The following is a 20,418-nucleotide window of genomic DNA, read 5'->3' as shown; positions in this document are numbered from 1 at the left end:
GGAGGGGTCGGCGCTCCGCACGGGGCGCCGGTCCCTCCCGGCCGGGGCCGCTCCGCCGCTCGGGAAGCGGGATCAGCCCGGCTTGCGCGCGCTGGCCACCAGGTGCACGCCCACGTAGTCGTCGGTCTCGGTGGCGCGCGTCTCCATCTCCACCAGGCGGCCCATCGACCGGGGGTCGCGGGCGAGCATCCCCTCCACCGTGGACGGCGACAGCACCGTGCGCGGCTTGATCCACTCCAGTTCGAGCCCCGCGTCGGCCAGGGTCTCGGTGAGCTGTTCGGAGGTGAAGCAGCGGGTGATGGAGCCGTCCGGCCAGGGCACCAGCAACACGTCGGCGCTGGGCGCGTGGCTGAGCTCGGGCCAGCAGTCCTGTTCGGCCAGCAGCGCCATGCCGAGCACCACGGAGTCGACGCACACGAGCGTCCGTCCCCCCGGGCGCAGGACCCGCGCGATCTCCGCCATCGAAGACTCCGTGGCCAGGTGCCGCGACAGCACGCGGTTGTCGGCGATCACCCCGTCGAAGACCTCGGAGGCGAACGTGCGCAGCAGCGCGGAGTCGCCCACCACGTGCCGCAGCCGTCCGCGGCGGGCCGGGCGCGGCACACCCGCGTGTCCGTTGACGAGGGTCAGCGGCCGACGCACCGCCACGTCCTCCGACGGAAGCAGGGTCACCACGTCGTGCCCGGCGGCGACGGCGCGGTGGGTGCCCTGGAAGTCCGGGCTGGACAGGTCGAGCAGTCGGGCGGGCGCGGGTGGGAGCCACCGCGCGATCTGTGTCTCGGCGACGGCCCAGTAGAAGCGCCAGTAGTCCGACAACCGGTCGGGTGTGGCGAACTGGGCGGCCGGGGACCGTGGTCGGTCCGACGCCGGGGTCGAGGACGGTCGCACGTGCACTCCTCTCCCATCCTTGTGTGGTCCTACCCGCACTCTCCCATGCCCTACCTCCGCCGATGACGCCAAACGACAAAGTTCACCGCGCGGCGGCCCGTTCATTCCCGCCGGGCCGGAATCAGCTCGCGGAGGGCGTTGTTGTCACCGACACCGCGCAGGACGCAGGGTCCGGTGCGCGGCAACGGACGTTGGGGAGGAATCTTCGGCTATGTCGACCGCCAGCGCGTGCCTGGAGCGCGAGGAGGCCGTGTCCGCGCCACGCGGCGTCGGTGCGCGGGACCGGGGCGCGGAGCCGTATCTTGGGGATATGGATGCTCCAGCCGGGACCAGCGCAGGGAGGCCGACGGGCTTGGAAGAGGGCCAGGAGACAGCACGTGAGCGGGAGGAGCGCTTCGAGAGGGACGTGCTGCCCTTCCTCGACCAGCTCTACTCCGCGGCGCTGCGGATGACCCGTAACCCCGCCGACGCGGAGGACCTCGTTCAGGAGACGTTCGCCAAGGCGTTCGGTTCGTTCCACCAGTTCAAGCAGGGGACGAACCTCAAGGCGTGGCTGTACCGCATCCTCACCAACACCTTCATCAACTCCTACCGCAAGAAGCAGCGGGAACCGAAGCAGGCGGGAACCGAGGACGTCGAGGACTGGCAGCTCGCGCAGGCCGCCTCGCACACGGCCGTGGGGCTCAAGTCGGCCGAGGCCGAGGCGCTCGAACACCTGCCCGACACCGACGTGAAGCGGGCGCTCCAGGAGCTGCCCGAGGACTTCCGGATCGCGGTGTACCTCGCCGACGTCGAGGGCTTCGCCTACAAGGAGGTCGCCGAGATCATGGGCACGCCGATCGGGACGGTCATGTCCCGGTTGCACCGGGGACGTCGTCAGCTCCGGTCCCTGTTGGAGGAGTACGCGGTGGACCGCGGCTTCCTGCCGACGGTGCGGGCGGCGGCCTCCGCCGGCGCCGTCGCGTCGGGTACGTCCGCGGGCGGTCGGGGACAGGCGAACGGGTCGGATCGAGGAGATCGGCAATGAGCGGCGGCCACGGCAAGGACAGCGAGACCCCCTGTAGCGAGGTGCTCGACAAGCTCTACACCTACATCGACGGGGAGCTGGAGGAGGGCAACTGCGAGCAGATCAGGGAGCACCTGGACGACTGTGCGCCCTGCCTCGACGAGTACGGGCTCGAGGAGGCGGTGAAGAAGCTGGTCGCCAAGCACTGCGGGTGCGACCCGGTTCCCCTGGATCTGCGTGACAAGGTTCTCGGGCGGTTGGCACGAGCGCGTCAGGAATCGCTGGAGCGCGAGGCGAACGCGGGCGGAGAAAACCTCGTGCGCGAGGCAAGTTCGGAGTAACCTTCGTTCCGCTTCGGGACGGACCCGGCGGCGGGACACGGCGGCGGTGACTGGATTTCCGGTCACCGCTCCTTTTTTATGTCTTATGATCTGGTGTCTTGAATTGTCGCACGATGTCAGATCATGCGTGGTCTGTGGTTGTTTGTGAGTATGTCGGGTCGGATTCCCCGTGTCTGCGGGGGTTTTGGACACGTGTCCGCCCGGGTGGGGCGGGCGGAGGCCGACCGACACGCCCGGGGCCTCCGACCTCTTTCGCGTCGTGATCGACTCGGAATGATTTTTCCCGTCGGCCGATCTCCTTCGTCCAATTGATTACTGAGAGTAGTCAATGCAGGTGAGGGTGGGCGAGGAAGTGCGGTGCGATGGGCCTCGCTGTGGACTTTTCGACACCGTCGCCCGGTGGCATTCGGTAACTCAGTGTTATCGCTCGTGATTACGAATTGAATTAGTAATTCCATATTCCGGAACTACTGGTCGGTTGGGTTGTGCGCCGGGGCTGCGGTTCGGGTTGGGGGTAATCGGGGACCCGCGTCGGCCCGTTAAACTGGACGCCATATCCAACGAATGGGGTAATTTACGCCGCGTGTCCAGGGGAATGGGGTGCGCGGCGTCGGGGGAGAGGGGACAACCGTGTTCATCAGCATGCTGTACGTGGCGATGATGGTTCTTTGGACGGTATCCGCCTTCGCCGGATGGTCCTGGTGGTAGAACGGAACCGGTGAAATCATGACAGTCCGGTCGTCGTCGGCGGGGGGTGAACGGGGGTGCGGGCTCTTCCTGGGGGCGCGCGTGTCTACGTCGGAATCATCGTTGTCAGTGCTGTCACCATCGTGCTGGTCGGTCCGTATTCGGGTATCGACCTGAAGACCCTGGTCCTCGTGGCCGTCCTTTTCGTGGTCGCCGAGTCCATCAGCACCATCGTCGTCTCCAACGGCAAGATGGGGATGTCGCCGAGCTCGGCGGTGTCACTGGCCGCGGTCGTTCTGGTGGGGCCGGTCGGGGCGGCTGTCGTCGGCTTCGCCTCCTGCCTGACCATCCGCAAGCAGATCCTCGTCAAGCGGGCGTTCAACGGCGCGCAGTTCGCTCTGGCCGCCTACGCGGCCGGACACGTCTACCTCCTGTGCGGAGGCGCGGTCGGCGAACCGGCGCGCGCGGACTTTCCGATGATCCTGCTGCCGTACGTGGCCGCCGTGGTCACCCACACCGCGGTCAACTCCGCGCTCGTCGGCGTCCTGATGTGGACGCTCGGCGCGGTCAGGACCCGGCGCAGGAGCCCGATCCACTGGCGTCCGCTGGTGGCGGTCGAGCTCTCCTCGATCGGCTACCAGATGCTCGGCCTGGCCATCGCCGCGGTGTGGGGCGGCGTCGGGGTCGTCGCGCCCCTGCTGGTCCTGCTGCCTCTGTTCATCGCGCGCTGGACCTTCGCGCAGCAGGCCGACGAGGCGCGGGCCCACGAGGCCACGCTCGCCACGCTGTGCCAGGCGGTCGAGACCAAGGACTACTACACGCGCGGCCACTGCATGCGCGTCGCCGAGGGCGCCGCCATGATCGCGCGCGAACTGGGTATGCCCGCCGAACGGGTGCAGAAGATCCGCTACGCCGGGATGCTGCACGACATCGGCAAACTCGGGGTGCCCACCAAGGTGTTGCAGAAGACCGGGAAACTCACCGACGAGGAGTACGCGGCGATCAAGCTGCACCCGACGCGGGGCTACGAGATCGTGCGCGAGATCAGTTTCCTCGACGAGGCCCTGGCCGGGATCCGCCACCACCACGAGCGGCTGGACGGACGCGGCTACCCGATGGGGCTGGTGGGGATGGAGATCCCCGAGTCCGCGCGCATCATCAGCGTGGCCGACGTGTTCGACTGCCTGACCTCCACGCGCTCCTACCGCAAGGCGTGGTCCGTGGAGGACGCCATCGCCGAACTGCGGGCCTGCGTGGGGACCCAGTTCGACGGGCGCATGGTCGAGGCGCTGGTCCGGGCGGTCGAGCGCGAGGGCTGGAAGACCCCGGACGTCGTCGAGCCGCCCGGGGGCTGCTACGAGGCCGCCGAGAAGGCGGTCGGGCGGACCGGCCCACCGGCCGCCGAGGGCTCGGCGCCCGCCCCCGCCGAGGCCGTTCCGGGCGGGCGTGACCGATGATGACCCAGAGCCAGTCCGGCGAGGCCCCGTCGCCCCGCCCACCGCTCACCGGCCCCGAGGGCGGGGCGCTCGGGCTCCAGAGGTCGCGGGAGCCGATCTGGCGCACCGCCCGTCCCGTCCGCGCCGTGTCCGTCGCGGCGGCGGGAGCGGGCACGATGGCCGCGGTCGTGTGGACCGCCGCGCACGGGGCCGTCGAGCCCTACGTCGCGCTCACCTTCTGCCTCGTCATCGCGGTCGGGGAGCTCGCGCGGATCACGCTGCCCGGACACCGGGAGGTCGCGCCGATCGCCTCGGCCGGGGCGATCAGCTACGCGTTCTTGGTCAGCCTCGGCGACGCGCCCGTGGAGCACTCCGCCGCGCAGGTGATCGCCGTGGTCGGACTCGGTCTGGCGCTGGGGGAGCTGCCGCACGTGGCGGTGGGCCGGAGCCCGCGCCTGGAGGACCTGGCCCGGCGGGTGCTGGCGGTGATGCTCATCGCGGCGGCCTTCCGCCCGCTGGTCACGCAGCTGTCGCTGACCGAGCCCTCGGTGCGGGTCACGCTGATCATGGCCTCGCTGGTGCTGCTGGCCTGGCTGGTGGACGCCGCGATGGCCGGCGTGCTGCGCGCCGAACGCCTGCGCACGAACCTGCTGGTCGCGGTGCGCGACGAGGTGCGCGCCCAGTTCGCGACGGGCGCGGCGATCGGGGCCAGCGGCGTGCTGATCGCGCTGGCCTGCACGGTCACCGGTCTGGTGGGGCTGCTGGTGTTCAGCGCCCCGCTCCTGGTCTCCCAGGTCGCCTTCCGCCGCCACGCGGAGGTGCGGCGCACCTACCTGGAGACGGTTCGGGCGCTGTCGCGGGTCACCGAGGTCGGCGGGTACGTGGAGAACGGACACTCGCGCCGGGTCAGCCACCTGGCGCACGCCATCGCCTGCGAGCTGGGCTTCTCCGAGGCCCAACTGCTGGAGTTGGAGTACGCGGCCCTCATGCACGACATCGGGCAGCTGTCCCTGCGCGAGCCCATCGCGGGCGGCGCGACCGTGCTCGCCTCACCCCGGGAGCAGCGGCGGATCGCCGAACTGGGGTCGGCCATCATCCGGGAGACCGGCGTCCTGGACAGCGTCGCCGAGATCGTCCGCCGTCAGTGCGAGCCGCTGGCCGGGGACGGCGACGAGGGGGTGCCGCCGCTCGGCAGCCGGATCATCAAGGTGGCCAACGCCTTCGACGACCTGGTGGGGGAGAACGGCGACGACGAGCGCCGGGCCGCCGTCCTGGAGCGCCTGCGGATGGACACCGACAGCGAGTACGACCCGAAGGTGGTCGACGCCCTGGCCACCGTGCTGGCCCGCGCCTGAGGGCGCCGGCAGGGTGCTGCGAGACGGGCCGGGCCGCGAGCGGGGAACGAGCCACGGGCAGGGCCGCGCCGCAGGCGTCGGTTGAGGGTGGCGGGGGCGACGGGCGGGCCAGGACGGGGCGTCCCCGCCTTCGGGGCGCCCGAACACGGGCCGAAGCGAAGCGGAGGCCCGAGAAGGCGCCTCCCCGGCTCAGTCCGTCGGGGGGCGCAGGCGGGTGACGAACTTGTACCGGTCGCCCCGGTAGAGCGAACGCACCCACTCGACCGGGTGGCCGTCGGCGTCGAAACTGTGCTGGCAGTGCAGCACCAGCGGCAGGCCGACGTCCACCCCCAGCAGCCGTGCCTCGTTGGGGGTGGCCAGAACCGTCTCGATCGACGCCTCCGCCTCCGCCAGCGACACGTCGTAGGCGCTCGCGAGAGCCTCGTAGAGCGACGCGTAGCGGTCGAGCTGTCTGCGGAGCCCGGGGAAGCGCCGCGCGGCCAGGTGCGCCGTCTCCACGGCCATCGGCTCGCCGTTGGCCAACCGCAGCCGCTCGATCCGCAGCACGCGCCCGCCCGAGCGGATCGCGAGCAGTTCGGCGAGCTGGTCGTCGGCGTTGATGTAGCTGACGTCGAGGATGCGCGTGGCCGGGTGCAGGCCGTGCGACCGCATCTCCTGCGTGTAGCTGGTCAGCTGGAGGACCTGCGCGACCTTCGGCTTGGCCACGAACGTGCCCTTGCCCTGGATCCGCAGCAGGCGCCCCTCGACCACCATCTCCGTCAGCGCCTGGCGCACCGTCGTGCGCGACGTCTCGAACTGGGTGGCCAGGGCGCGCTCGGGGGGCACGGGGTTGCCCGCGGGCATCGCCTCGATGAGCTCCAGGAGTTGCTTCTTCACCTGGTAGTACTTGGGCACCCTGGGGTTGCCGTCCAGTGTGCGCTGGCCTGTCATCGGTGTCCTCCCACGCGTCCCGACTCCGTCCACACACCCCTCCGGTGTGGTCGGCGCGGCGGGCCGTGCGGCCGCCGACTGGTGTGGACCACTGGTCGAGTGCGTATCTCTTGAGTATGCACGCCTTCATGGGATGATTTGTGAGTGCCTCACCTCAGTGATCTCATCCGACGCCACACGTCGCTCAAACAGGCGGACCTGGAGTGGATCCACTCCCTGGTCTCCGACTGGCAGCTGCTCGCGGACCTGTCGTTCGCCGATCTCATCCTGTGGGTGCGGCTGCGCGGCGACGACGGCTGGGTCGCCGTCGCCCAGATGCGGCCGACGACGGGGCCGACGGCCTTCCAGGACGACCTGGTGGAGACCGTCCTGCTGGACGACATGACCGACGTCACGTCCAGGTCGGCGCCCCGGGTGATCGGGCGCCGCGCCCTCATCGACCGCGCCTGGAACGAGGGGCGGATCTGCCGGGACGGCGACCCCGACTGGTCGGGCGGCGTCCCGGTGCGGGAGGAGACCATCCCCGTGCGCCGCGAGGGCAGGCTCATCGGGGTGATCCAGCGCAGCACCAACCTCAGCTCCGCGCGCACCCCGAGCCGACTGGAGCTCACCTACCTCCAGAGCGCCGGGGACCTGGCCCAGATGATCGCCGAGGGCGCGTTCCCGTTCAGCGACCAGGGGCCGCTCATGGTGCGCTCGCCCCGGGTCGGCGACGGGCTGCTGCGGCTCGACCAGAACGGCGAGGTGGTCTACGCGAGCCCCAACGCGCTGTCGGCCTACCGGCGCCTGGGGCTGGCCGCCGACCTCGTCGGGGCGCGGCTGGACCGCACCACGCTGGAGCTGGCGGCGCAGGGGGAGGCCCGCGACGAGGCGCTCACCTACACCGCGAGCGGCCGCGCGCCGCAGGAGGCCGAGGTGGACGCGCGGGGGGTCACCGTCCAGCTGCGCGCCATACCACTGGTGATCGACGGTGTGCGGATCGGAGCGCTGGTCATGGTCCGCGACGTCACCGAACTGCGGCGGCGCGAGCGCGAGCTGCTGACCAAGGACGCGACCATCCGGGAGATCCACCACCGGGTGAAGAACAACCTCCAGACGGTCGCGGCGCTGCTGCGGTTGCAGGCGCGGCGGCTGGACGTGCCGGAGGCGCGCGCGGCCCTGGACGAGGCGGTCGGCCGGGTGGGGTCGATCGCGATCGTGCACGAGATGCTCTCGCACACGCCCGACGAGGTGGTCGACTTCGACGACATCGCCGACCGCGTCATGCAGATGGCCGCCGAGGTCTCCTCGACCGGCAGCGCGGTGGTACCGCGCCGGGAGGGCGGTTTCGGGCTGCTGTCGGCGCTGGTGGCCACACCGCTGTCGATGGTCCTGGCGGAACTGGTGCAGAACGCGGTGGAGCACGGCCTGGGGCAGGGCCCCGGGGAGATCACGGTGCGGGTCCGCCGGTTCGACGCCGTGCCCGGCTACCCGGGTAGGAGCAGCCTGGAGCTGGCGGTCTGCGACAGCGGCGGGGGACTGCCGGAGGACTTCGACCTGGAGGGGACGACGAGTCTGGGACTCCAGATCGTGCGGACGCTCATCGTGGGCGAGCTGGGCGGGACCCTGGCGATCAAGCCGCGGGATGACGGGGGGACCGAGGTGGCGATCAGCCTTCCTCTGGAGCACGAGGAGGGGGAACTGCCCTGAGGCGGCTCCCGGGGCTCTTCGCGCCCCCCCGCGCTCCGGGCGGAGCGGAGGCTCCGGGGGCGCGCGGTCGTGTTCGCCGGAGCGGTCACCTGAGGGGGTGCGCCGTCCGGGCGCCGCCAGGGTTCCGCGAGACGGGGCGGGCCGCTGGCGAGGAACGAGCCTCAGACGAGGAATCCCTGGCGGCACGGGCGCCCGAACACGGTCCGAAGCGGAGCGGAGGACCGGGAAAGCACAGCCTAGACGCGTACGACCGAGCGACGCGTGGTGCCGCGCTTGCGCAGCAGGCGCCGCTCGTCCTCGCTCATGCCGCCCCAGACGCCGCCGTCCTGGCCGCTCTCCAGCGCCCACTTCAGGCAGGCCGAGCTGACGGGGCAGCGCTGGCAGACCGCCTTGGCCTCCTCGATCTGGATCAGTGCGGGGCCGAAATTGCCGATGGGGAAGAAAAGCTCGGGGTCTTCGTCACGGCAGGCTGCGTCGTGGCGCCAGTCCATGCGGTCCACTCCTCACAGTGAGGCGATCGGGGGTTGTGAACATTTTCACGATCGGTCGGTGCGCAGGGCGCCCGGTGGATGGTTCCCACCGGAGGGTGCAGGGCCGAAGCGGTCAGGTTTCACCCCACGGCCATGTGGGAAACGCCCCAATTAACTCGCCCGTAACTCATGGCGATAACTTGAGCGTGACAGGCTCGCAGGGTCGGTGCAAGAGCTCTCGGGGTCAAAGGTCCCGATCGGCGTGTCGGGTGCGTCACAGTGGCCGTGAATGGACCCTTTCGAGCCAATTAACAGATGATTCGTAATGCCTTCGGTATCGAGTGGAAGTTGACCTGTTCGCGGTCTCCCAGGTATTCACCGTCGATTTGGAAGGCCCTGGGATGGGATGACGAGATCTCCAGTGAGTCCAGGTCGTGCCAGGTGAGGTACCCCTCCCCGATCGCCGGGAGCCCCTTGGGGAAGAGCATCTGCGAAAGGACCCAGCCGGTGAGCGCGTGCGAGGAGTTGGTCAGGGCGAAAGCGTCCAGGCCCAGTTCGAAACGGGACGCGGGCGTCGGCTGGAGCGGCAGCGCGCCCGCGTAGGTCCACGGCGTGGTGTTGGTGACGAGCGCGAAATAGACCCCGTCCCGGGGCGGACCGCCCGCGGAGACGCGCAGTGAGGGATCACGGATATCCCCGCGGAAGAACAGCTTCACCGCCACTTCCGCGTACAGGGCGGGGGTGGCCCTGCGGCCCTGGGCGCGCTCGTGCTCGACCTGCTGCACGACGTCGGCGTCCCACCCGAACCCGGCGCAGAACGTGAAGTACCGGTCGTCCTGGTCGCTGCTGATCCGGCCGAGGTTGATCTCGCGCTCGCGGCCCGCGCGGATCGCCTCCAGCACCGTGCCGGTCGCCTCGACCGGGTCCCCGGGCACGCCCAGGGAGCGGATGAACACGTTGGCGCTGCCGCCGGGGATCACGGCGTAGCGGGGGCGCGGCAGATCGTCGGGGGTGGCCAGGAGGCCGTTGACCACCTCGTTGACGGTGCCGTCACCGCCCAGGCTCAGGACCAGTTCGAAACCGTCCGCGGCGGCCTTGCGGGCCAGCTCGCTGGCGTGGTCCCGGTAGGCGGTCTCGACGACGGTGACGTCCAGCTCCGCGGCCAGGGCGCCCACGATCACCTCTCGGGTGCGAGTGGTCGTCGTGGTCGCCTGGGGGTTCACGATGAAAAGGGCGCGCACGGCCCCAAGTGTAGGCGGTGCCCTCCCGGCGTTCCGGCCGCCCCGGCGCGCCGGAGCCGCCGGGTCCCCGCTCCGGGCCGGGGAAACGGGTGTGACCTGGGTGGGGAGGCGGGTGAGGGCGGCCGGCGCGCGCGTATAGGCTCGTCGCGTGTCTACGCGTCCCGTCACCCTCGTCGTCGCCGCCGCGCTGGAGGCCCTGATCGGGCTCGCCGCGGGCGTGGGCGGCCTCTACAGCCTCGTCACCGCGGCCACCGGCCGGGCCGCCTCGGTCACCTCGGCGATCCCGCTGGCCGTCCTGGGCGTGGGAGCCGGTGCCCTGCTGGTGTTCGTCGCGCGCGGCCTGCTGCTGCTGCGCGAGTGGGCCCGCACGCCGGTGGTGGTCACCCAGATGTTCCTCGCGGTGGTGGCGTACTACATGTTCACCAGCGGGCAGTTCCTCATCGGCGGTGTCCTGCTGGCGGTGGCCCTGTGCGCCGCCGGGGCGGTCCTGGCGCCACCGACGACCGCGGTGCTCTTCCCTCCCGAGAAGGGGAGGTAGGCCCGCGGCCGCGGGTGGTCGGCCGGTCAGTCGTCCGTGGTCAGGGCCTGGCGAAGCTGGGCCAGGGTGCGCGCCAGCAGGCGCGACACGTGCATCTGGGAGATCCCCAGCTCCTGGGCGATCTGCGACTGGGTCATGTTGCCGAAGAAGCGCAGCAGCAGGATGCGCTTCTCCCGCGGGGGCAGTTGTTCGAGCAGCGGTTTGAGCGACTCGCGGTACTCCACACCCTCCAGCGACTCGTCGACGATCCCCAGGGAGTCGGCCACCGCCGGGGCGTCCTCGTCCCCGCTGTCGGGCGCGTCCAGCGACACCGTCGAGTAGGCGTTGGCGGACTCCAAGCCCTCCAGTACCTCCTCCTCGGTCATCTGCAGGTGCGCCGCCAGTTCGGCGACGGTCGGCGAGCGCCCCTCCCGCTGCGACAGGTCGCTCACCGCCTTCGTGAGCGAGAGCTTGAGCTCCTGGAGGCGTCGGGGAACCCGGACCGCCCAGCCCTTGTCGCGGAAGTGGCGCTTGATCTCGCCGACGATCGTCGGGGTGGCGTAGGTGGAGAACTCCACCCCGCGCTCCAGGTCGAACCGGTCGATGGACTTGATCAGCCCGATCGTGGCCACCTGCGTCAGGTCGTCGAGCCACTCCCCGCGGTTGCGGAACCTGCGCGCCAGGTACTCGACCAGCGGCAGGTGGAGCTCCACGAGCTCGTCGCGGATGCGCCGCCGCTCCTCGGAGTCCGCGTCGAGTTCGTTCAGGCGCTCGAACAACTCTCTCGCGCGGGCCCGGTCGGGCACCGCGTGCTCGGTCTTGGCTGTCAGAGCGGGCCCCCTCTCGCTCACGCGGACTCCAGCGTGCCGCGACGCTTGTACAGGACGATGTGGACTCGGTCGTCCGGTCCGACGCCCGCGTCGACCTCGCCCGCCAGGGCGGACAGGACGGTCCAGGCGAAGGTGTCCCGCTCGGGGAGGCGGCCGTCGGCGGTCAGCACCGAGACGCAGATCCGCATCCCCTCGGGGGTGAGTTCGAACTCCGTGGTCAGTTCCGTGCCGGGCAGAGCCTGGGCCAGCAGCATCGCGCAGGCCTCGTCGACCCCGATCCTCAGGTCCTCGATCTCGTCGAGGGTGAAGTCGAGGCGTGCGGCCAGGCCCGCCGTCGCCGTCCGCAAGACGGACAGATAGGCGCTGTCCGCGGGCATGTTGACGGTGACGGCGTCCCGGACGCCGATGGCGTCGGCCGTGGGCACAGCGGTTTCTTCGGTCACGTCCCTCCTTCGGGGGGCGAGGTTGCCGCTTGACTGCAATGTATCTCGTTTCACCCTGCCACCGCCGCAGGGAAGTGAGATCGTGTCCGCCCGATCTGGTACGAACGTGAGACGAACGGTCCTTCTCAGGAGTTTCGGGAGCCCAGTTCGCGCAGCGCATCGCCGTCCAGACGGCGGACCGTCCACCCGTCCATCGGCTTGGATCCGAGGGCGGCGTAGAAGTCGATCGCGGGCGTGTTCCAGTCCAGGACCGACCACTCCAGCCGGGTGTAGCCGCGCTCCACGCAGATCCGCGCGAGGTTCTGGAGCAGGGCGAGGCCGTACCCGTGTCCGCGCAGGTGCGGGCGGACGTAGAGGTCCTCCAGGTAGATGCCGTGTTTACCGGTCCAGGTGGAGAAATTGAGGAACCACAGGGCCATGCCCGCCGGTTCCGTCTCCCCGTCCTGCCCGACGTGCTCGGCGATGTGGCCGTACACGGCGGCGTCCTCGCCGAAGAGGGCGGTGTGGATGTCCTCCTCCGTGGCGGTGGCCGACTCCGGCTCCTTCTCGTACTCGGCGAGTTCCCGGATCATCCGGTGGATGAGGGGAACGTCGTCGGGGCGGGCTGGCCGGATCATCGGATCACCTCGGTCGGGGGAGGGAACGAACCCCTCCAGCCTATGCCGTGACCGGGGCGTTCCCGCTGCCGCTCACGTTGGGCGGTGGGCGACCATCCGTTCCACCAGGCCGAGCAGGAGGCGGTCGTGGTGGCCGACCTCGAAGCCGACCTCCGAGGCGACCTCCCGGGGGAGCCGACGCGGGTGCTCGCGGCGCCGTTCCAGCAGCGTGGCGGGGAAGCGGGTGTACTCGATGTGGTCGACCAGCAGGAGGCGGCCGCCCGGGACCAGGACGCGGTACATCTCCTCCAGCGCGCGGCGCTGGTCGGGCACCGCGCACAGGGACAGGGTGGACACCACGGTGTCGAAGGAGCGGTCGGGGAACTCCATCCGTTGGGCGTCGCCCTCGACGAGCCGGACCGGGCGGCCCAGGCCCTCGGCCCGCTCCCGTGCCCTCTCCAGCATCTGCGGGCTCAGGTCGATGCCGGTCAGTTCGATCTGCGGCGGATAGTGGCGGAGGTTGCGGCCGGTGCCGACGGCGACCTCCAGGGTCCGGCCGCGCGCGCCCGCGCACAGGATCTCCCGGGTGCGGCGGAGGGCGGGGCCCTCCAGGGCCTCGCCGAGATCGTACCGGGCGGCTCTGCGGTTCCAGAGCGTGCGTGCGCGCTCGGTGCGCGGGTCCATGTCCTCCCCCGAAGGCCGTGCTGCTGCCCCTGCGCCACGACTCTCGTGGCCCGCCTCGGCCAGGTCAAGCGCGGCGGAGGGTGTTTCCCCGTCCGTTCCGGGGCGCACCTCAGACGGCTCCGTAGTCGGGCTCGTGCGGGCCCGGGGCTGTGCGCGGGTTCATGGTCGCCTTCCTCAGCGGATCGTGTGCTCCCCTGCCTCACTACCCGTCCTGGGGCCGCCCAAGGCGTTCGGGAGCTAACTGTCCCGATCCGGCCAGGATCCGGAACCGGTTCGAGGAATCCCGCTGGAGGCGTCGATCCGGGCCGGGCCCGTTCGACCTGGGGGTGAGAGTCCGCCACGAGGGTCACACGAACGAAGGACGGGGACATGACGAGCATCCGCACCGTGAAGACGAACGCCCCCGGTCGCGCGGCCGACGCCGGGCTGTGGGGTCTCCAGGTCCTGCTGGCCGGGGCCTTCCTGATGGCGGCCTGCGTCAAGCTCGCCGCCATGCCCCAGGCGGTCGAGGGCTTCGAGCAGATCGGCCTGGGCCTGTGGTTGATGTACGCCGTCGGTGCCGTGGAGCTGGCGGGCGCGGTCGCGCTGCTCGCCCCGGCGCTCAGCGGCCCGGCCGCGCTGGGTCTGGCCGCGCTGCTGGTCGGGGCCACCGTGACCCAGCTGCTGGTGGCCGAGCCGGTCACCGCGCTGGTCCCGGTGGCCTACCTCGTGCCGATGGGCGTGGTCGCCTGGGGACGCCGCGCACGCACCGTGCGCCTCGTCCGGCTTCTGCTCGGCCGGGGCTGACCGTCAGCGGTAGTCCTCCGGCCCCCCGTCCCGGACGGTGTCGAGGGTGACGCAGTGGAAGCCGCCGCCCAGGACGCGCGCGTGTCGGAGCCGCAGCGGCAGGACACCGACACCGTGCCGTTCCAGGGCGGCGATCAGCTCCGTCTGATCGGCGTCGACGATCGCGGTGTCGGGGTCCACCATCAACAGGTTCATGCCGATCCACGGGCTGCTCAGGGTGTGCGGAACCGCTGTGGGCCGTTCGCGCATCGGGGGACACCAGACGACATCCCAGCCGCGCAGCGGTTCGGGGACGGTCGCCGGTGTGACGCGCTCGGGGTTGAGCAGCACCAGACCGGGGCGGAGCGGGGCGATCGTGGTGTCGATGTGGGTGCCCTGGTAGAGGCCGCGCAGCGGGTGCAGCCGGACCCCGCTGATCAGGTCCAACGTCGACTCCAGCCAGTGCCGTCCCAGCTCGTTGCCGCTCCGTGACACCTGGTAGAGCACGTCCCGCCCCAGCCGTAGGCAGTTGGCCGCCTCGAACACGGGTTCGGCCTCGCCCAGCGCCGGGAATCCGTCCGCGTCCAGGCCGTAGAGTTCGTCGCGCAGCTGGGGCTTGGGAGCCGAGATCCAGTGGGCGCCCGCGAGCATGTACTCCTGGAACAGCGGACGCAGGCCGAACAGCTCGTTGTAGCGCGCCCGCATCGGGCTCGGAGTCTCGATGATCGCCGATCCCACCACCAGGGCCAGGTCCCGCGGGCAGTAGGAGCTGCGCCCGCGGGAGCGCCACCCCGGGGCCCCGTACTCGGTGGTGGAGTCGACGGCGGGCGGCCGGTGGACGGTGACGCCCAAGCTGCGCAGCACGTCTGCCAGGGTCGCCAGGTCCTCGTTGGTCTCGTCGATCACGTGGCGGGGATAGGCGCCCTCCCCGATGCGGGCCAGCTCCGCCGGGGTCAGGTCGGGATAGCAGTTGAGCCAGGCCGAGACGTCCGTCTGGGCGGGGACCCGGGCGCCGGTGGCGTCCCCGACGACCACCTCCCGCAGCGTGGTGAACTCGTCCCAGCTGTTGACCGCGGCGGACCCCGGTCGTGTGGCCGGGGGTGGCGTGGGGGTCGGTGTGTTCGTCGTCACGCGATTCTCCTCTTCATGCCGCTTGCGACAGGAGTACCCGCTCCTGGTCCCGGGGCGTTCGCGTGGTTCTCGGGGAGGGCGCGGCAGGCCACCCGGCCCAGGGTCGCCGTGTCGACGGTCGTCAGCGTGTCGGAGCCCAGCGCACCGGCGGGAGGGACGGCCATCGCGTCAGGGGGCGGGGGCGGTTCCGGTCGTCTGGGCGGCGTACTCCCGGCGGTCCACCGGGCCGGGGAGGACGACGACGTCACCCTCCCGCGCGTACCACAGCGGACGTCGGGCACCGAGCCCGAACGCGCCGCGCGCTCTTCGTCCGTCTTCTGCTCGGCCGGGGTCAGAGGGTGCTGCGGACGGTCCTGACGGCCGTCGCCCGCTCTCGGGAGGGGAAGGTGAGGCGGCCGTGCTCCGGTCGGGTGGAGTCCCGGACGGCGGAGCCGCCGTCGACGTCCGCGACCTCGACGCACTCGGAAGCGCCAGCGCTGTGACTGGACTTGCGGAACTTCAAGTTCGGGGAGGGGCGCATGGGTGCCTTCCCGTGTGTGCTCTCCCGCCTCCGTGCCTCTTCATGGCACGCCGAGATCAGTTCACCCGTTCTGGTCGGGTGTTCCGGAGCCTGGCTGTCGGGCCGGTCCGGGCATTAGAATCAGCACCGGATGAGTACGCAGAAGGCCCCGGCAGAATTCCCTGCCGGGGCCTGTCTGCTGTTCAGCTACGCGTGATCGCGTCGCACGGCGGACAGGAGCGCCGTCCACTCCGTGCCGGGGAACAGGAAGTGCCCGTAGCCGGGGTTCATCGAATCGCGCACGGCTGTGTCTCCGCTGGGCGTGTCCGCCACCTCGACGCAGTTCGACGGGTTGCTGTACGAGGACTTGCGGAACTTCAGTTCGTCGGTGGATGAGTACATGGTCGTGACTTTCTAGGCGGTTAGCGATCGCAAGTAGTCAGGGATCGCGTCCGGGTCAAGGGCCTTGGCCAGCAGGCGGTCGAAGCACCTGCGATATCGGGTGATCTCCGACGGCTTCTCCAGGTACAGCCCATCCGTGTTCGTCTCCAGGAAGACGAGCGACTGAGCGGCGTCGTAGTCGAGGATGGAGAACGGCCCTCCCATCCCAGCATGCAGCCCTGCTGACGTGGGAAGTACCTGGAGGGTGACGGAGTTGGGTGACTCCGCGAGGTCGATGAGCCGTGCCACCTGAGGTTCGAACAGGTCTGGTGATGCCTTGAGCATCAGGAGAGCGCCCTCATGGATGATCGCCCACACGTCCGGCGGGTCGTCCTGGGTCAGGATCTCCTGCCGTCGCATGCGGGCTTCGACGGTCCGCTGGATGTCGTTGGGGTCGCGGATGAGCGTCGCTTGGGCGATCGCCTCCGCGTACTCCGGAGTTTGGAACAGCCCGGGGATGTACTGCGGTTCGAAGAGCCGGAGGCTCCTCGCTCCGGCCTCCAGGGAGGCGTAGGCGCCGCCGAGAACGTCGTCGTAGCGGTTCCACCATCCGCGTTCGCGTGACTGTCGTGTCAGGGCGAGGATCGAGTCACGCTCACGCTCGTCCGTCACCTTGTACAGGTCGAGCAGGATGCGGATGTCGGTTACAGCGGGTTTCTTTGACCGACCCGTCTCGATGTTCGAGATTTTCGTGCTCGACCATTCGAGTTCGTCAGCGACCTGCTCGATGGTCATGCCCGCGTTGAGTCGTTTTGCCCGCATCTGTGCTGATAGCTGGCGTCGTGCCACGGACGGGCTGCTCACATCGACCTCCTCAGGGGACGTGTTTGATGCTATCGCCAATGAGCTAGAAACGGACATTTCGCAACTCCTCAGTGTGATGATGCGAAACACCGTATCGCGACTAGGGGGTTGCGATTTAAAAGTTTCGAGTAGAAGATGGAATCGTACTCATCCACGTCGCCCTCATCCAGCGGCATCCCAACCTGGAGGTGCGCTTTGCGCTACCTGCTCCTGACCCTGTTGGCGCTGTGGCCCCCTGCCCGCGCCGTCGCCCGTCCCCCGGGGACCGACCGCGTTCCCGGTGCTGTGCGTCGGCTCGTGCGCGGGGCCGTCCGCCCCCGCCGTGCGGCGCGTGTGCGCCGCTACGCCCGCCCCGGCCCCGCGCTGCCGTTCGTGGTCTCCGGCCCGGCCGACCTGCTGCGCCTGCTCCCCGCCCCCCGTGCGGTAGTCGCCGGGCTGAGCTGGCTCAGGGCGGGGTGGCGGTGATGGACCGCAGGGACCGACGCCAGGCGCACCGCGCCTTGGACGAGCTCATCGCCGGTCGGTGGGTCGTCTCCTTCGAGGTCGACGACGCGGGCGTGAAGACCTACACCGCGCGGCGGCCGGTCGGCTGGACCGGCGACGGCAACCCGTTCGAGCGGCTGGAGGCTCCCTCCTACACGGAGCTGTTCTCGGTCATCGCCCGCCGGACGTTGAGGGTGGTTCCGCCGCCCCGGGACGGAGGCACGCGGTGAACGAACACCCAAAGGACTCTCCGCTGACGCCGGAGGAGGAGCGCGCGGTCGAGGTCCAGGGCCGTTGGGTGGCCCTGCGGATCGCCTGGGAGGACAGGCTCCGCGCCCGGGGCGAACGGGTGCCGGACCCGTTCGAGGGCGTCGAGTGGGGCGACTGAGGAAAGTGAAGTGCCCCGCGCGCCGAACGGCACGCGGGGCACCCCCGTGTGGACGGGTCTCAGAGCACCTTGGAGAGGAACGCCTGGGTCCGCTCCTGCTGGGGATCGGTCAGCACGTCCGTCGGAGTCCCCGACTCGACCACGACTCCCCCGTCCATGAAGACCAGGGAGTCGCCCACCTCCCGGGCGAACCCCATCTCGTGCGTGACCACGATCATGGTCATGCCGCCCTCGGCCAGGTCCCGCATGACGTCGAGGACCTCGCCGACCAGCTCCGGGTCCAGGGCGCTGGTGGGCTCGTCGAACAGCATGAGCGACGGCTCCATCGCCAGTGCCCGGGCGATCGCCACCCGCTGCTGCTGACCACCGGAGAGCTGCTCGGGGTAGGCCCCGGCCTTGTCCGGCAACCCGACCTTCTCCAGCAGCTCCATCGCCCTCTCGGTCGCCACCGCCCGGGGCACCCGCTTGACCTGGACGGGCGCCTCGATGATGTTGCCCAGCACGCTCAGGTGCGGGAACAGGTTGAACCGCTGGAACACCATTCCGATGTCGCGGCGCTGGGCCGCGATCTCGTGGTCGCGCAGCTCATGCAGCCGCCCGCCCTTCTGCCGGTAGCCCATCAGCTCGCCGTTCACCCAGAGCCGCCCGGCGGACAGCTTCTCCAGGTGGTTGACGCACCGCAGGAAGGTGGACTTGCCCGAACCGGACGGGCCGACGACGCACATGACCTCGCCGCGCTTCACGGTGAGGTCGATCCCGCGCAGGACCTCCAGCCGCCCGAACCGCTTGTGGACGTTGTCCGCGACCACCAGGGCGTCGGGGGCGCCCGGGGTCACGGGGCTCTCAGGAATCTCGGCCATCAGTGCGCACCTCCGACGACGCGGTTGCGAACGCTGTTCTGGCCCGGGTTGAACCTGCGCTCGACGAAGTACTGGCCGACCATGAGGACACTGGTGATCGCCAGGTACCACAGGCACGCGGCGACCAGCATCGGGAAGATCTGGTAGCTGCGGGTGCCGATCGCCTGGAGCTGGTAGAACAGCTCGATCGTCACCGGCACGTAGGCGAGCAGCGCGGTGTCCTTGAGCATCGCGATGGTCTCGTTGCCGGTGGGCGGGATGACCACCCGCATGGCCTGCGGCAGGGTGATCCGCCAGAGCACCTTGGCGCGGCTCATCCCGAGCGCCTGGGCGGCCTCGGTCTGGCCCCTGTCCACGGACTGGAGCCCGGCCCGGATGATCTCGGCCATGTAGGCGCCCTCGGACAGCGACAGGGCGAGCAGGCCCGCCGTGTAGCCGCTCAGGAGGGTGCGGGCGTCGATCTCGAAGAACCGCAGATCGCCCTCCAGGCCGAACGCGGCCATGAGGTAGGTGTCGAAGGGGACGCCCAGCTCGATGGTCGAGTACAGGATGGCCAGGTTGCCGAAGAGGACGGCCAGCACGAGGCGGGGCACGCCGCGGAAGAACCAGGTGTACAGCCAGGAGACCGACACCAGGACGGGGTTTCCGGACAGCCGCATGACCGCCAGCACGATCCCCAGGACCACGCCGATCGCCATCGACAGCAGCGTGGCGCTCAGGGTGACCCACACACCGCGCACGACCGGCTCGGAGAACATGTTCTCGAACATGAACGGCCAGTCGAAGGCGTCGTTCGTGAAGAGCATGTGCACGAACATGGCGGCGAGGAGCAGGATGAAGCCCGCGGCCACCCACCGTTCCGGGTAGCGGACGGGGACGGCGGTGATGGGGGCGGCGGAGCGGTCCGGGTCCGGGGTCTGGACCTTCCTCGGACCGTCCGCCGGTTGGTTGGGTGAGGACACGTCTGGGTCTTTCACTCGGTGGAGCGGTCTGGCGCGGTCGCCGGGGCGCGGCCGCTACCTACAGGGAGGGGTTGACCTCGGCGGTCTCGATCGCACCGGCCTCGATGCCCCACTCCGCGAGGATGTCGTCGTAGGTCCCGTCCTCCATGAGGGTGTTGAAGGCCGCCGCGAGGTCGTCGGCGAACTCGGCGTCGTCCTGGTGCACGACGATGCCGTAGGGGGCGGCGTCGTACTGCTCGCCGATGAACTCCAGGACGCCGTCGCCGGTCTGCTCCAGGGCGTAGGCCGAGGTGGGCATGTCGGCGAGCGAGGCGTCGTTGAGACCGGAGACGACCGTCTCGGTGGCCTGCGGCTGGCTCTGGAACTTCTCGATGGTGACGGGCTCCTCGCCCGCGTCGACGCACGCCTGGCTGCGGGCCTCGATGTCCTCGTCGTGGACGGTGTTGGACTGCACGGCGATCCGCATGCCGCACGGGTTCTCCGGATCGACGCCCTGCGGGTTGCCCGCCTGGGCGAACCACTGGGTGCCGGAGGAGAAGTAGCTGACCATGTTGACGGCCTGCATTCGCTCCTCGGTCACGGTGAAGGAGGAGGAGCCGAGGTCGTACTCACCGCTCTGGACACCGATGATGATGGAGTCGAACGTGGTGGGGACCCACTTGGCCTCCAGGCCCATCTCGGCCAGGGCGGCCTCGACGAGGTCGACGTTGAAACCCTGGACGGTCTCGCCGTCGTCCTCCAGGAACTCACCGGGAGGGTAGGCGGCCTCGACACCGATGGTCACCGTGGTGTCCGTGTCCTCGGATCCCGCGTCGGAGCCTCCGTCCCCGCTGCCGCCACCGCAGGCGGTCAGCGTCAGGACACCGGTGAGGGTGAGGGCACCGAGAAGGGTCCATCGCGCGGACCGGGGTGTGTGCGTGGCCATGATGGGGTCTCCTTCGAGCGCACGTCGCACCTGGTCAGGACTGGGGA

At 70.2% G+C, this 20,418-nt stretch carries 25 protein-coding genes; 10 read left to right on the top strand and 15 right to left on the bottom strand.

The window, feature by feature from the left end; translation table 11 throughout:
• Positions 1-72: 72 nt before the first annotated feature.
• Positions 73-894 carry a class I SAM-dependent methyltransferase gene (locus tag DVR05_RS06475; RefSeq protein ID WP_116244880.1) on the bottom strand — a complete coding sequence of 274 codons (822 nt, stop codon included), beginning with the start codon at positions 892-894 and terminating at the stop codon, positions 73-75.
• A 346-nt stretch (positions 895-1,240) separates the two neighbouring features.
• On the opposite strand from DVR05_RS06475, the gene DVR05_RS06470 reads away from it, so the two are divergent.
• The 4 genes from DVR05_RS06470 to DVR05_RS06455 all read left to right on the top strand — a co-directional run bounded on the left by DVR05_RS06470 (position 1,241) and on the right by DVR05_RS06455 (position 5,713).
• On the top strand, positions 1,241-1,915 hold the full coding sequence (locus tag DVR05_RS06470) for a sigma-70 family RNA polymerase sigma factor (RefSeq protein WP_116244879.1): 675 nt from the start codon (positions 1,241-1,243) through the stop codon (positions 1,913-1,915).
• A complete protein-coding gene (gene rsrA / locus DVR05_RS06465) occupies positions 1,912-2,235 on the top strand; it encodes a mycothiol system anti-sigma-R factor (protein WP_116244878.1) in 324 nt (107 codons plus the stop codon). The genes DVR05_RS06470 and rsrA overlap by 4 nt, the downstream gene beginning before the upstream one ends.
• An 830-nt stretch (positions 2,236-3,065) precedes the next feature.
• Positions 3,066-4,379, top strand: coding sequence for an HD-GYP domain-containing protein (locus tag DVR05_RS06460; protein ID WP_116244877.1), 1,314 nt, complete (start codon positions 3,066-3,068; stop codon positions 4,377-4,379).
• On the top strand, positions 4,379-5,713 hold the full coding sequence (locus DVR05_RS06455; RefSeq protein ID WP_116244876.1) for an HD-GYP domain-containing protein: 1,335 nt from the start codon (positions 4,379-4,381) through the stop codon (positions 5,711-5,713). Before DVR05_RS06460 ends, DVR05_RS06455 begins: the two co-directional genes overlap by 1 nt.
• Positions 5,714-5,902: 189 nt before the next feature.
• On the opposite strand, the gene DVR05_RS06450 is transcribed toward DVR05_RS06455, so the two are convergent.
• Positions 5,903-6,643 carry a GntR family transcriptional regulator gene (locus DVR05_RS06450; protein WP_116244875.1) on the bottom strand — a complete coding sequence of 247 codons (741 nt, stop codon included), beginning with the start codon at positions 6,641-6,643 and terminating at the stop codon, positions 5,903-5,905.
• A gap of 144 nt (positions 6,644-6,787) precedes the next feature.
• On the opposite strand from DVR05_RS06450, the gene DVR05_RS06445 reads away from it, so the two are divergent.
• On the top strand, positions 6,788-8,332 hold the full coding sequence (locus DVR05_RS06445; RefSeq protein ID WP_116244874.1) for a PAS domain-containing sensor histidine kinase: 1,545 nt from the start codon (positions 6,788-6,790) through the stop codon (positions 8,330-8,332).
• A gap of 236 nt (positions 8,333-8,568) precedes the next feature.
• On the opposite strand, the gene DVR05_RS06440 is transcribed toward DVR05_RS06445, so the two are convergent.
• Together DVR05_RS06440 and DVR05_RS06435 are read right to left on the bottom strand one after the other, a co-directional pair.
• Positions 8,569-8,823, bottom strand: coding sequence for a WhiB family transcriptional regulator (locus tag DVR05_RS06440; RefSeq protein ID WP_116244873.1), 255 nt, complete (start codon positions 8,821-8,823; stop codon positions 8,569-8,571).
• A 287-nt stretch (positions 8,824-9,110) separates the two neighbouring features.
• Positions 9,111-10,043, bottom strand: a complete 933-nt coding sequence (locus DVR05_RS06435; RefSeq protein WP_116244872.1) for a diacylglycerol kinase family protein — start codon at positions 10,041-10,043, stop codon at positions 9,111-9,113.
• A gap of 148 nt (positions 10,044-10,191) precedes the next feature.
• On the opposite strand from DVR05_RS06435, the gene DVR05_RS06430 reads away from it, so the two are divergent.
• The gene (locus tag DVR05_RS06430) at positions 10,192-10,581 is read left to right on the top strand and encodes a hypothetical protein (protein ID WP_116244871.1); all 390 of its coding nucleotides are present in this window, start codon (positions 10,192-10,194) and stop codon (positions 10,579-10,581) included.
• A gap of 26 nt (positions 10,582-10,607) precedes the next feature.
• Here the strand turns inward: DVR05_RS06430 and DVR05_RS06425 are convergent, their stop codons facing one another.
• From DVR05_RS06425 to DVR05_RS06410, 4 genes are all read right to left on the bottom strand, one after another.
• Positions 10,608-11,366: an RNA polymerase sigma factor SigF gene (locus DVR05_RS06425; RefSeq protein ID WP_051059085.1), complete on the bottom strand. Its 759-nt coding sequence runs from the start codon at positions 11,364-11,366 to the stop codon at positions 10,608-10,610.
• Between the two features lie 41 nt (positions 11,367-11,407).
• Entirely contained in the window at positions 11,408-11,833 is a 426-nt protein-coding gene (locus DVR05_RS06420) for an anti-sigma factor (RefSeq protein WP_026127264.1), read from the bottom strand.
• Positions 11,834-11,958: 125 nt separating this feature from the next.
• Entirely contained in the window at positions 11,959-12,450 is a 492-nt protein-coding gene (locus DVR05_RS06415) for a GNAT family N-acetyltransferase (RefSeq protein WP_116244870.1), read from the bottom strand.
• 72 nt (positions 12,451-12,522) lie between these two features.
• Positions 12,523-13,113 (bottom strand): class I SAM-dependent methyltransferase, encoded by a 591-nt coding sequence (locus DVR05_RS06410; protein WP_116244869.1) that lies wholly within the window; start codon positions 13,111-13,113, stop codon positions 12,523-12,525.
• Between the two features lie 369 nt (positions 13,114-13,482).
• Here DVR05_RS06410 and DVR05_RS06405 point away from each other — a divergent pair, with 369 nt between their 5' ends.
• A complete protein-coding gene (locus DVR05_RS06405) occupies positions 13,483-13,899 on the top strand; it encodes a DoxX family protein (RefSeq protein WP_116244868.1) in 417 nt (138 codons plus the stop codon).
• A 3-nt stretch (positions 13,900-13,902) separates the two neighbouring features.
• On the opposite strand, the gene DVR05_RS06400 is transcribed toward DVR05_RS06405, so the two are convergent.
• The 4 genes from DVR05_RS06400 to DVR05_RS06385 all read right to left on the bottom strand — a co-directional run bounded on the left by DVR05_RS06400 (position 13,903) and on the right by DVR05_RS06385 (position 16,810).
• Positions 13,903-15,009: a glycine amidinotransferase gene (locus DVR05_RS06400; protein WP_198659064.1), complete on the bottom strand. Its 1,107-nt coding sequence runs from the start codon at positions 15,007-15,009 to the stop codon at positions 13,903-13,905.
• A gap of 331 nt (positions 15,010-15,340) precedes the next feature.
• The gene (locus tag DVR05_RS06395) at positions 15,341-15,529 is read right to left on the bottom strand and encodes a DUF397 domain-containing protein (RefSeq protein WP_116244867.1); all 189 of its coding nucleotides are present in this window, start codon (positions 15,527-15,529) and stop codon (positions 15,341-15,343) included.
• 186 nt (positions 15,530-15,715) lie between these two features.
• Positions 15,716-15,910, bottom strand: a complete 195-nt coding sequence (locus DVR05_RS06390; protein WP_116244866.1) for a DUF397 domain-containing protein — start codon at positions 15,908-15,910, stop codon at positions 15,716-15,718.
• A 12-nt stretch (positions 15,911-15,922) separates the two neighbouring features.
• Positions 15,923-16,810 carry a helix-turn-helix domain-containing protein gene (locus DVR05_RS06385; RefSeq protein WP_369974502.1) on the bottom strand — a complete coding sequence of 296 codons (888 nt, stop codon included), beginning with the start codon at positions 16,808-16,810 and terminating at the stop codon, positions 15,923-15,925.
• Positions 16,811-16,948: 138 nt separating this feature from the next.
• Here DVR05_RS06385 and DVR05_RS06380 point away from each other — a divergent pair, with 138 nt between their 5' ends.
• From DVR05_RS06380 to DVR05_RS26945, 3 genes are read left to right on the top strand one after another with little or no spacing between them, the layout of a single operon-like run.
• Positions 16,949-17,218, top strand: coding sequence for a hypothetical protein (locus tag DVR05_RS06380; RefSeq protein WP_116244864.1), 270 nt, complete (start codon positions 16,949-16,951; stop codon positions 17,216-17,218).
• Complete coding sequence (locus tag DVR05_RS06375) at positions 17,218-17,466, top strand: hypothetical protein (RefSeq protein ID WP_232832012.1); 249 nt, start codon at positions 17,218-17,220, stop codon at positions 17,464-17,466. Before DVR05_RS06380 ends, DVR05_RS06375 begins: the two co-directional genes overlap by 1 nt.
• Positions 17,463-17,624 carry a hypothetical protein gene (locus DVR05_RS26945; RefSeq protein ID WP_198659063.1) on the top strand — a complete coding sequence of 54 codons (162 nt, stop codon included), beginning with the start codon at positions 17,463-17,465 and terminating at the stop codon, positions 17,622-17,624. The genes DVR05_RS06375 and DVR05_RS26945 overlap by 4 nt, the downstream gene beginning before the upstream one ends.
• 59 nt (positions 17,625-17,683) lie before the next feature.
• Here the strand turns inward: DVR05_RS26945 and DVR05_RS06370 are convergent, their stop codons facing one another.
• The 3 genes from DVR05_RS06370 to DVR05_RS06360 are packed head-to-tail and all read right to left on the bottom strand — an operon-like array spanning position 17,684 to position 20,371.
• Positions 17,684-18,484, bottom strand: coding sequence for an amino acid ABC transporter ATP-binding protein (locus DVR05_RS06370; RefSeq protein ID WP_116244862.1), 801 nt, complete (start codon positions 18,482-18,484; stop codon positions 17,684-17,686).
• Complete coding sequence (locus tag DVR05_RS06365; RefSeq protein ID WP_116244861.1) at positions 18,484-19,446, bottom strand: amino acid ABC transporter permease; 963 nt, start codon at positions 19,444-19,446, stop codon at positions 18,484-18,486. The genes DVR05_RS06370 and DVR05_RS06365 overlap by 1 nt, the downstream gene beginning before the upstream one ends.
• Before the next feature lie 58 nt (positions 19,447-19,504).
• Positions 19,505-20,371 (bottom strand): ABC transporter substrate-binding protein, encoded by an 867-nt coding sequence (locus DVR05_RS06360; protein WP_116244860.1) that lies wholly within the window; start codon positions 20,369-20,371, stop codon positions 19,505-19,507.
• Positions 20,372-20,418 lie beyond the last annotated feature (47 nt).

The organism is Nocardiopsis sp. FIRDI 009 (assembly GCF_003386285.1).
Taxonomy (GTDB): Bacteria; Actinomycetota; Actinomycetes; order Streptosporangiales; family Streptosporangiaceae; genus Nocardiopsis.
The sequence above is the reverse complement of the archived record's forward strand: the minus strand, read 5'-3'. Positions and strand labels throughout refer to the sequence as shown.

Excerpts from the sequence above, each read along its gene's own strand:
- rsrA (WP_116244878.1), top strand. The coding sequence starts at position 1,912 with ATGAGCGGCGGCCACGGCAAGGACAGCGAGACCCCCTGTAGCGAGGTG.
- DVR05_RS06455 (WP_116244876.1), top strand. The coding sequence starts at position 4,379 with ATGACCCAGAGCCAGTCCGGCGAGGCCCCGTCGCCCCGCCCACCGCTC.
- DVR05_RS06450 (WP_116244875.1), bottom strand. The coding sequence starts at position 6,643 with ATGACAGGCCAGCGCACACTGGACGGCAACCCCAGGGTGCCCAAGTAC.
- DVR05_RS06440 (WP_116244873.1), bottom strand. The coding sequence starts at position 8,823 with ATGGACTGGCGCCACGACGCAGCCTGCCGTGACGAAGACCCCGAGCTT.
- DVR05_RS06415 (WP_116244870.1), bottom strand. The coding sequence starts at position 12,450 with ATGATCCGGCCAGCCCGCCCCGACGACGTTCCCCTCATCCACCGGATG.
- DVR05_RS06410 (WP_116244869.1), bottom strand. The coding sequence starts at position 13,113 with ATGGACCCGCGCACCGAGCGCGCACGCACGCTCTGGAACCGCAGAGCC.
- DVR05_RS06405 (WP_116244868.1), top strand. The coding sequence starts at position 13,483 with ATGACGAGCATCCGCACCGTGAAGACGAACGCCCCCGGTCGCGCGGCC.
- DVR05_RS06395 (WP_116244867.1), bottom strand. The coding sequence starts at position 15,529 with ATGCGCCCCTCCCCGAACTTGAAGTTCCGCAAGTCCAGTCACAGCGCT.
- DVR05_RS06390 (WP_116244866.1), bottom strand. The coding sequence starts at position 15,910 with ATGTACTCATCCACCGACGAACTGAAGTTCCGCAAGTCCTCGTACAGC.
- DVR05_RS06385 (WP_369974502.1), bottom strand. The coding sequence starts at position 16,810 with ATGTCCGTTTCTAGCTCATTGGCGATAGCATCAAACACGTCCCCTGAG.
- DVR05_RS06375 (WP_232832012.1), top strand. The coding sequence starts at position 17,218 with ATGGACCGCAGGGACCGACGCCAGGCGCACCGCGCCTTGGACGAGCTC.
- DVR05_RS06370 (WP_116244862.1), bottom strand. The coding sequence starts at position 18,484 with ATGGCCGAGATTCCTGAGAGCCCCGTGACCCCGGGCGCCCCCGACGCC.
- DVR05_RS06360 (WP_116244860.1), bottom strand. The coding sequence starts at position 20,371 with ATGGCCACGCACACACCCCGGTCCGCGCGATGGACCCTTCTCGGTGCC.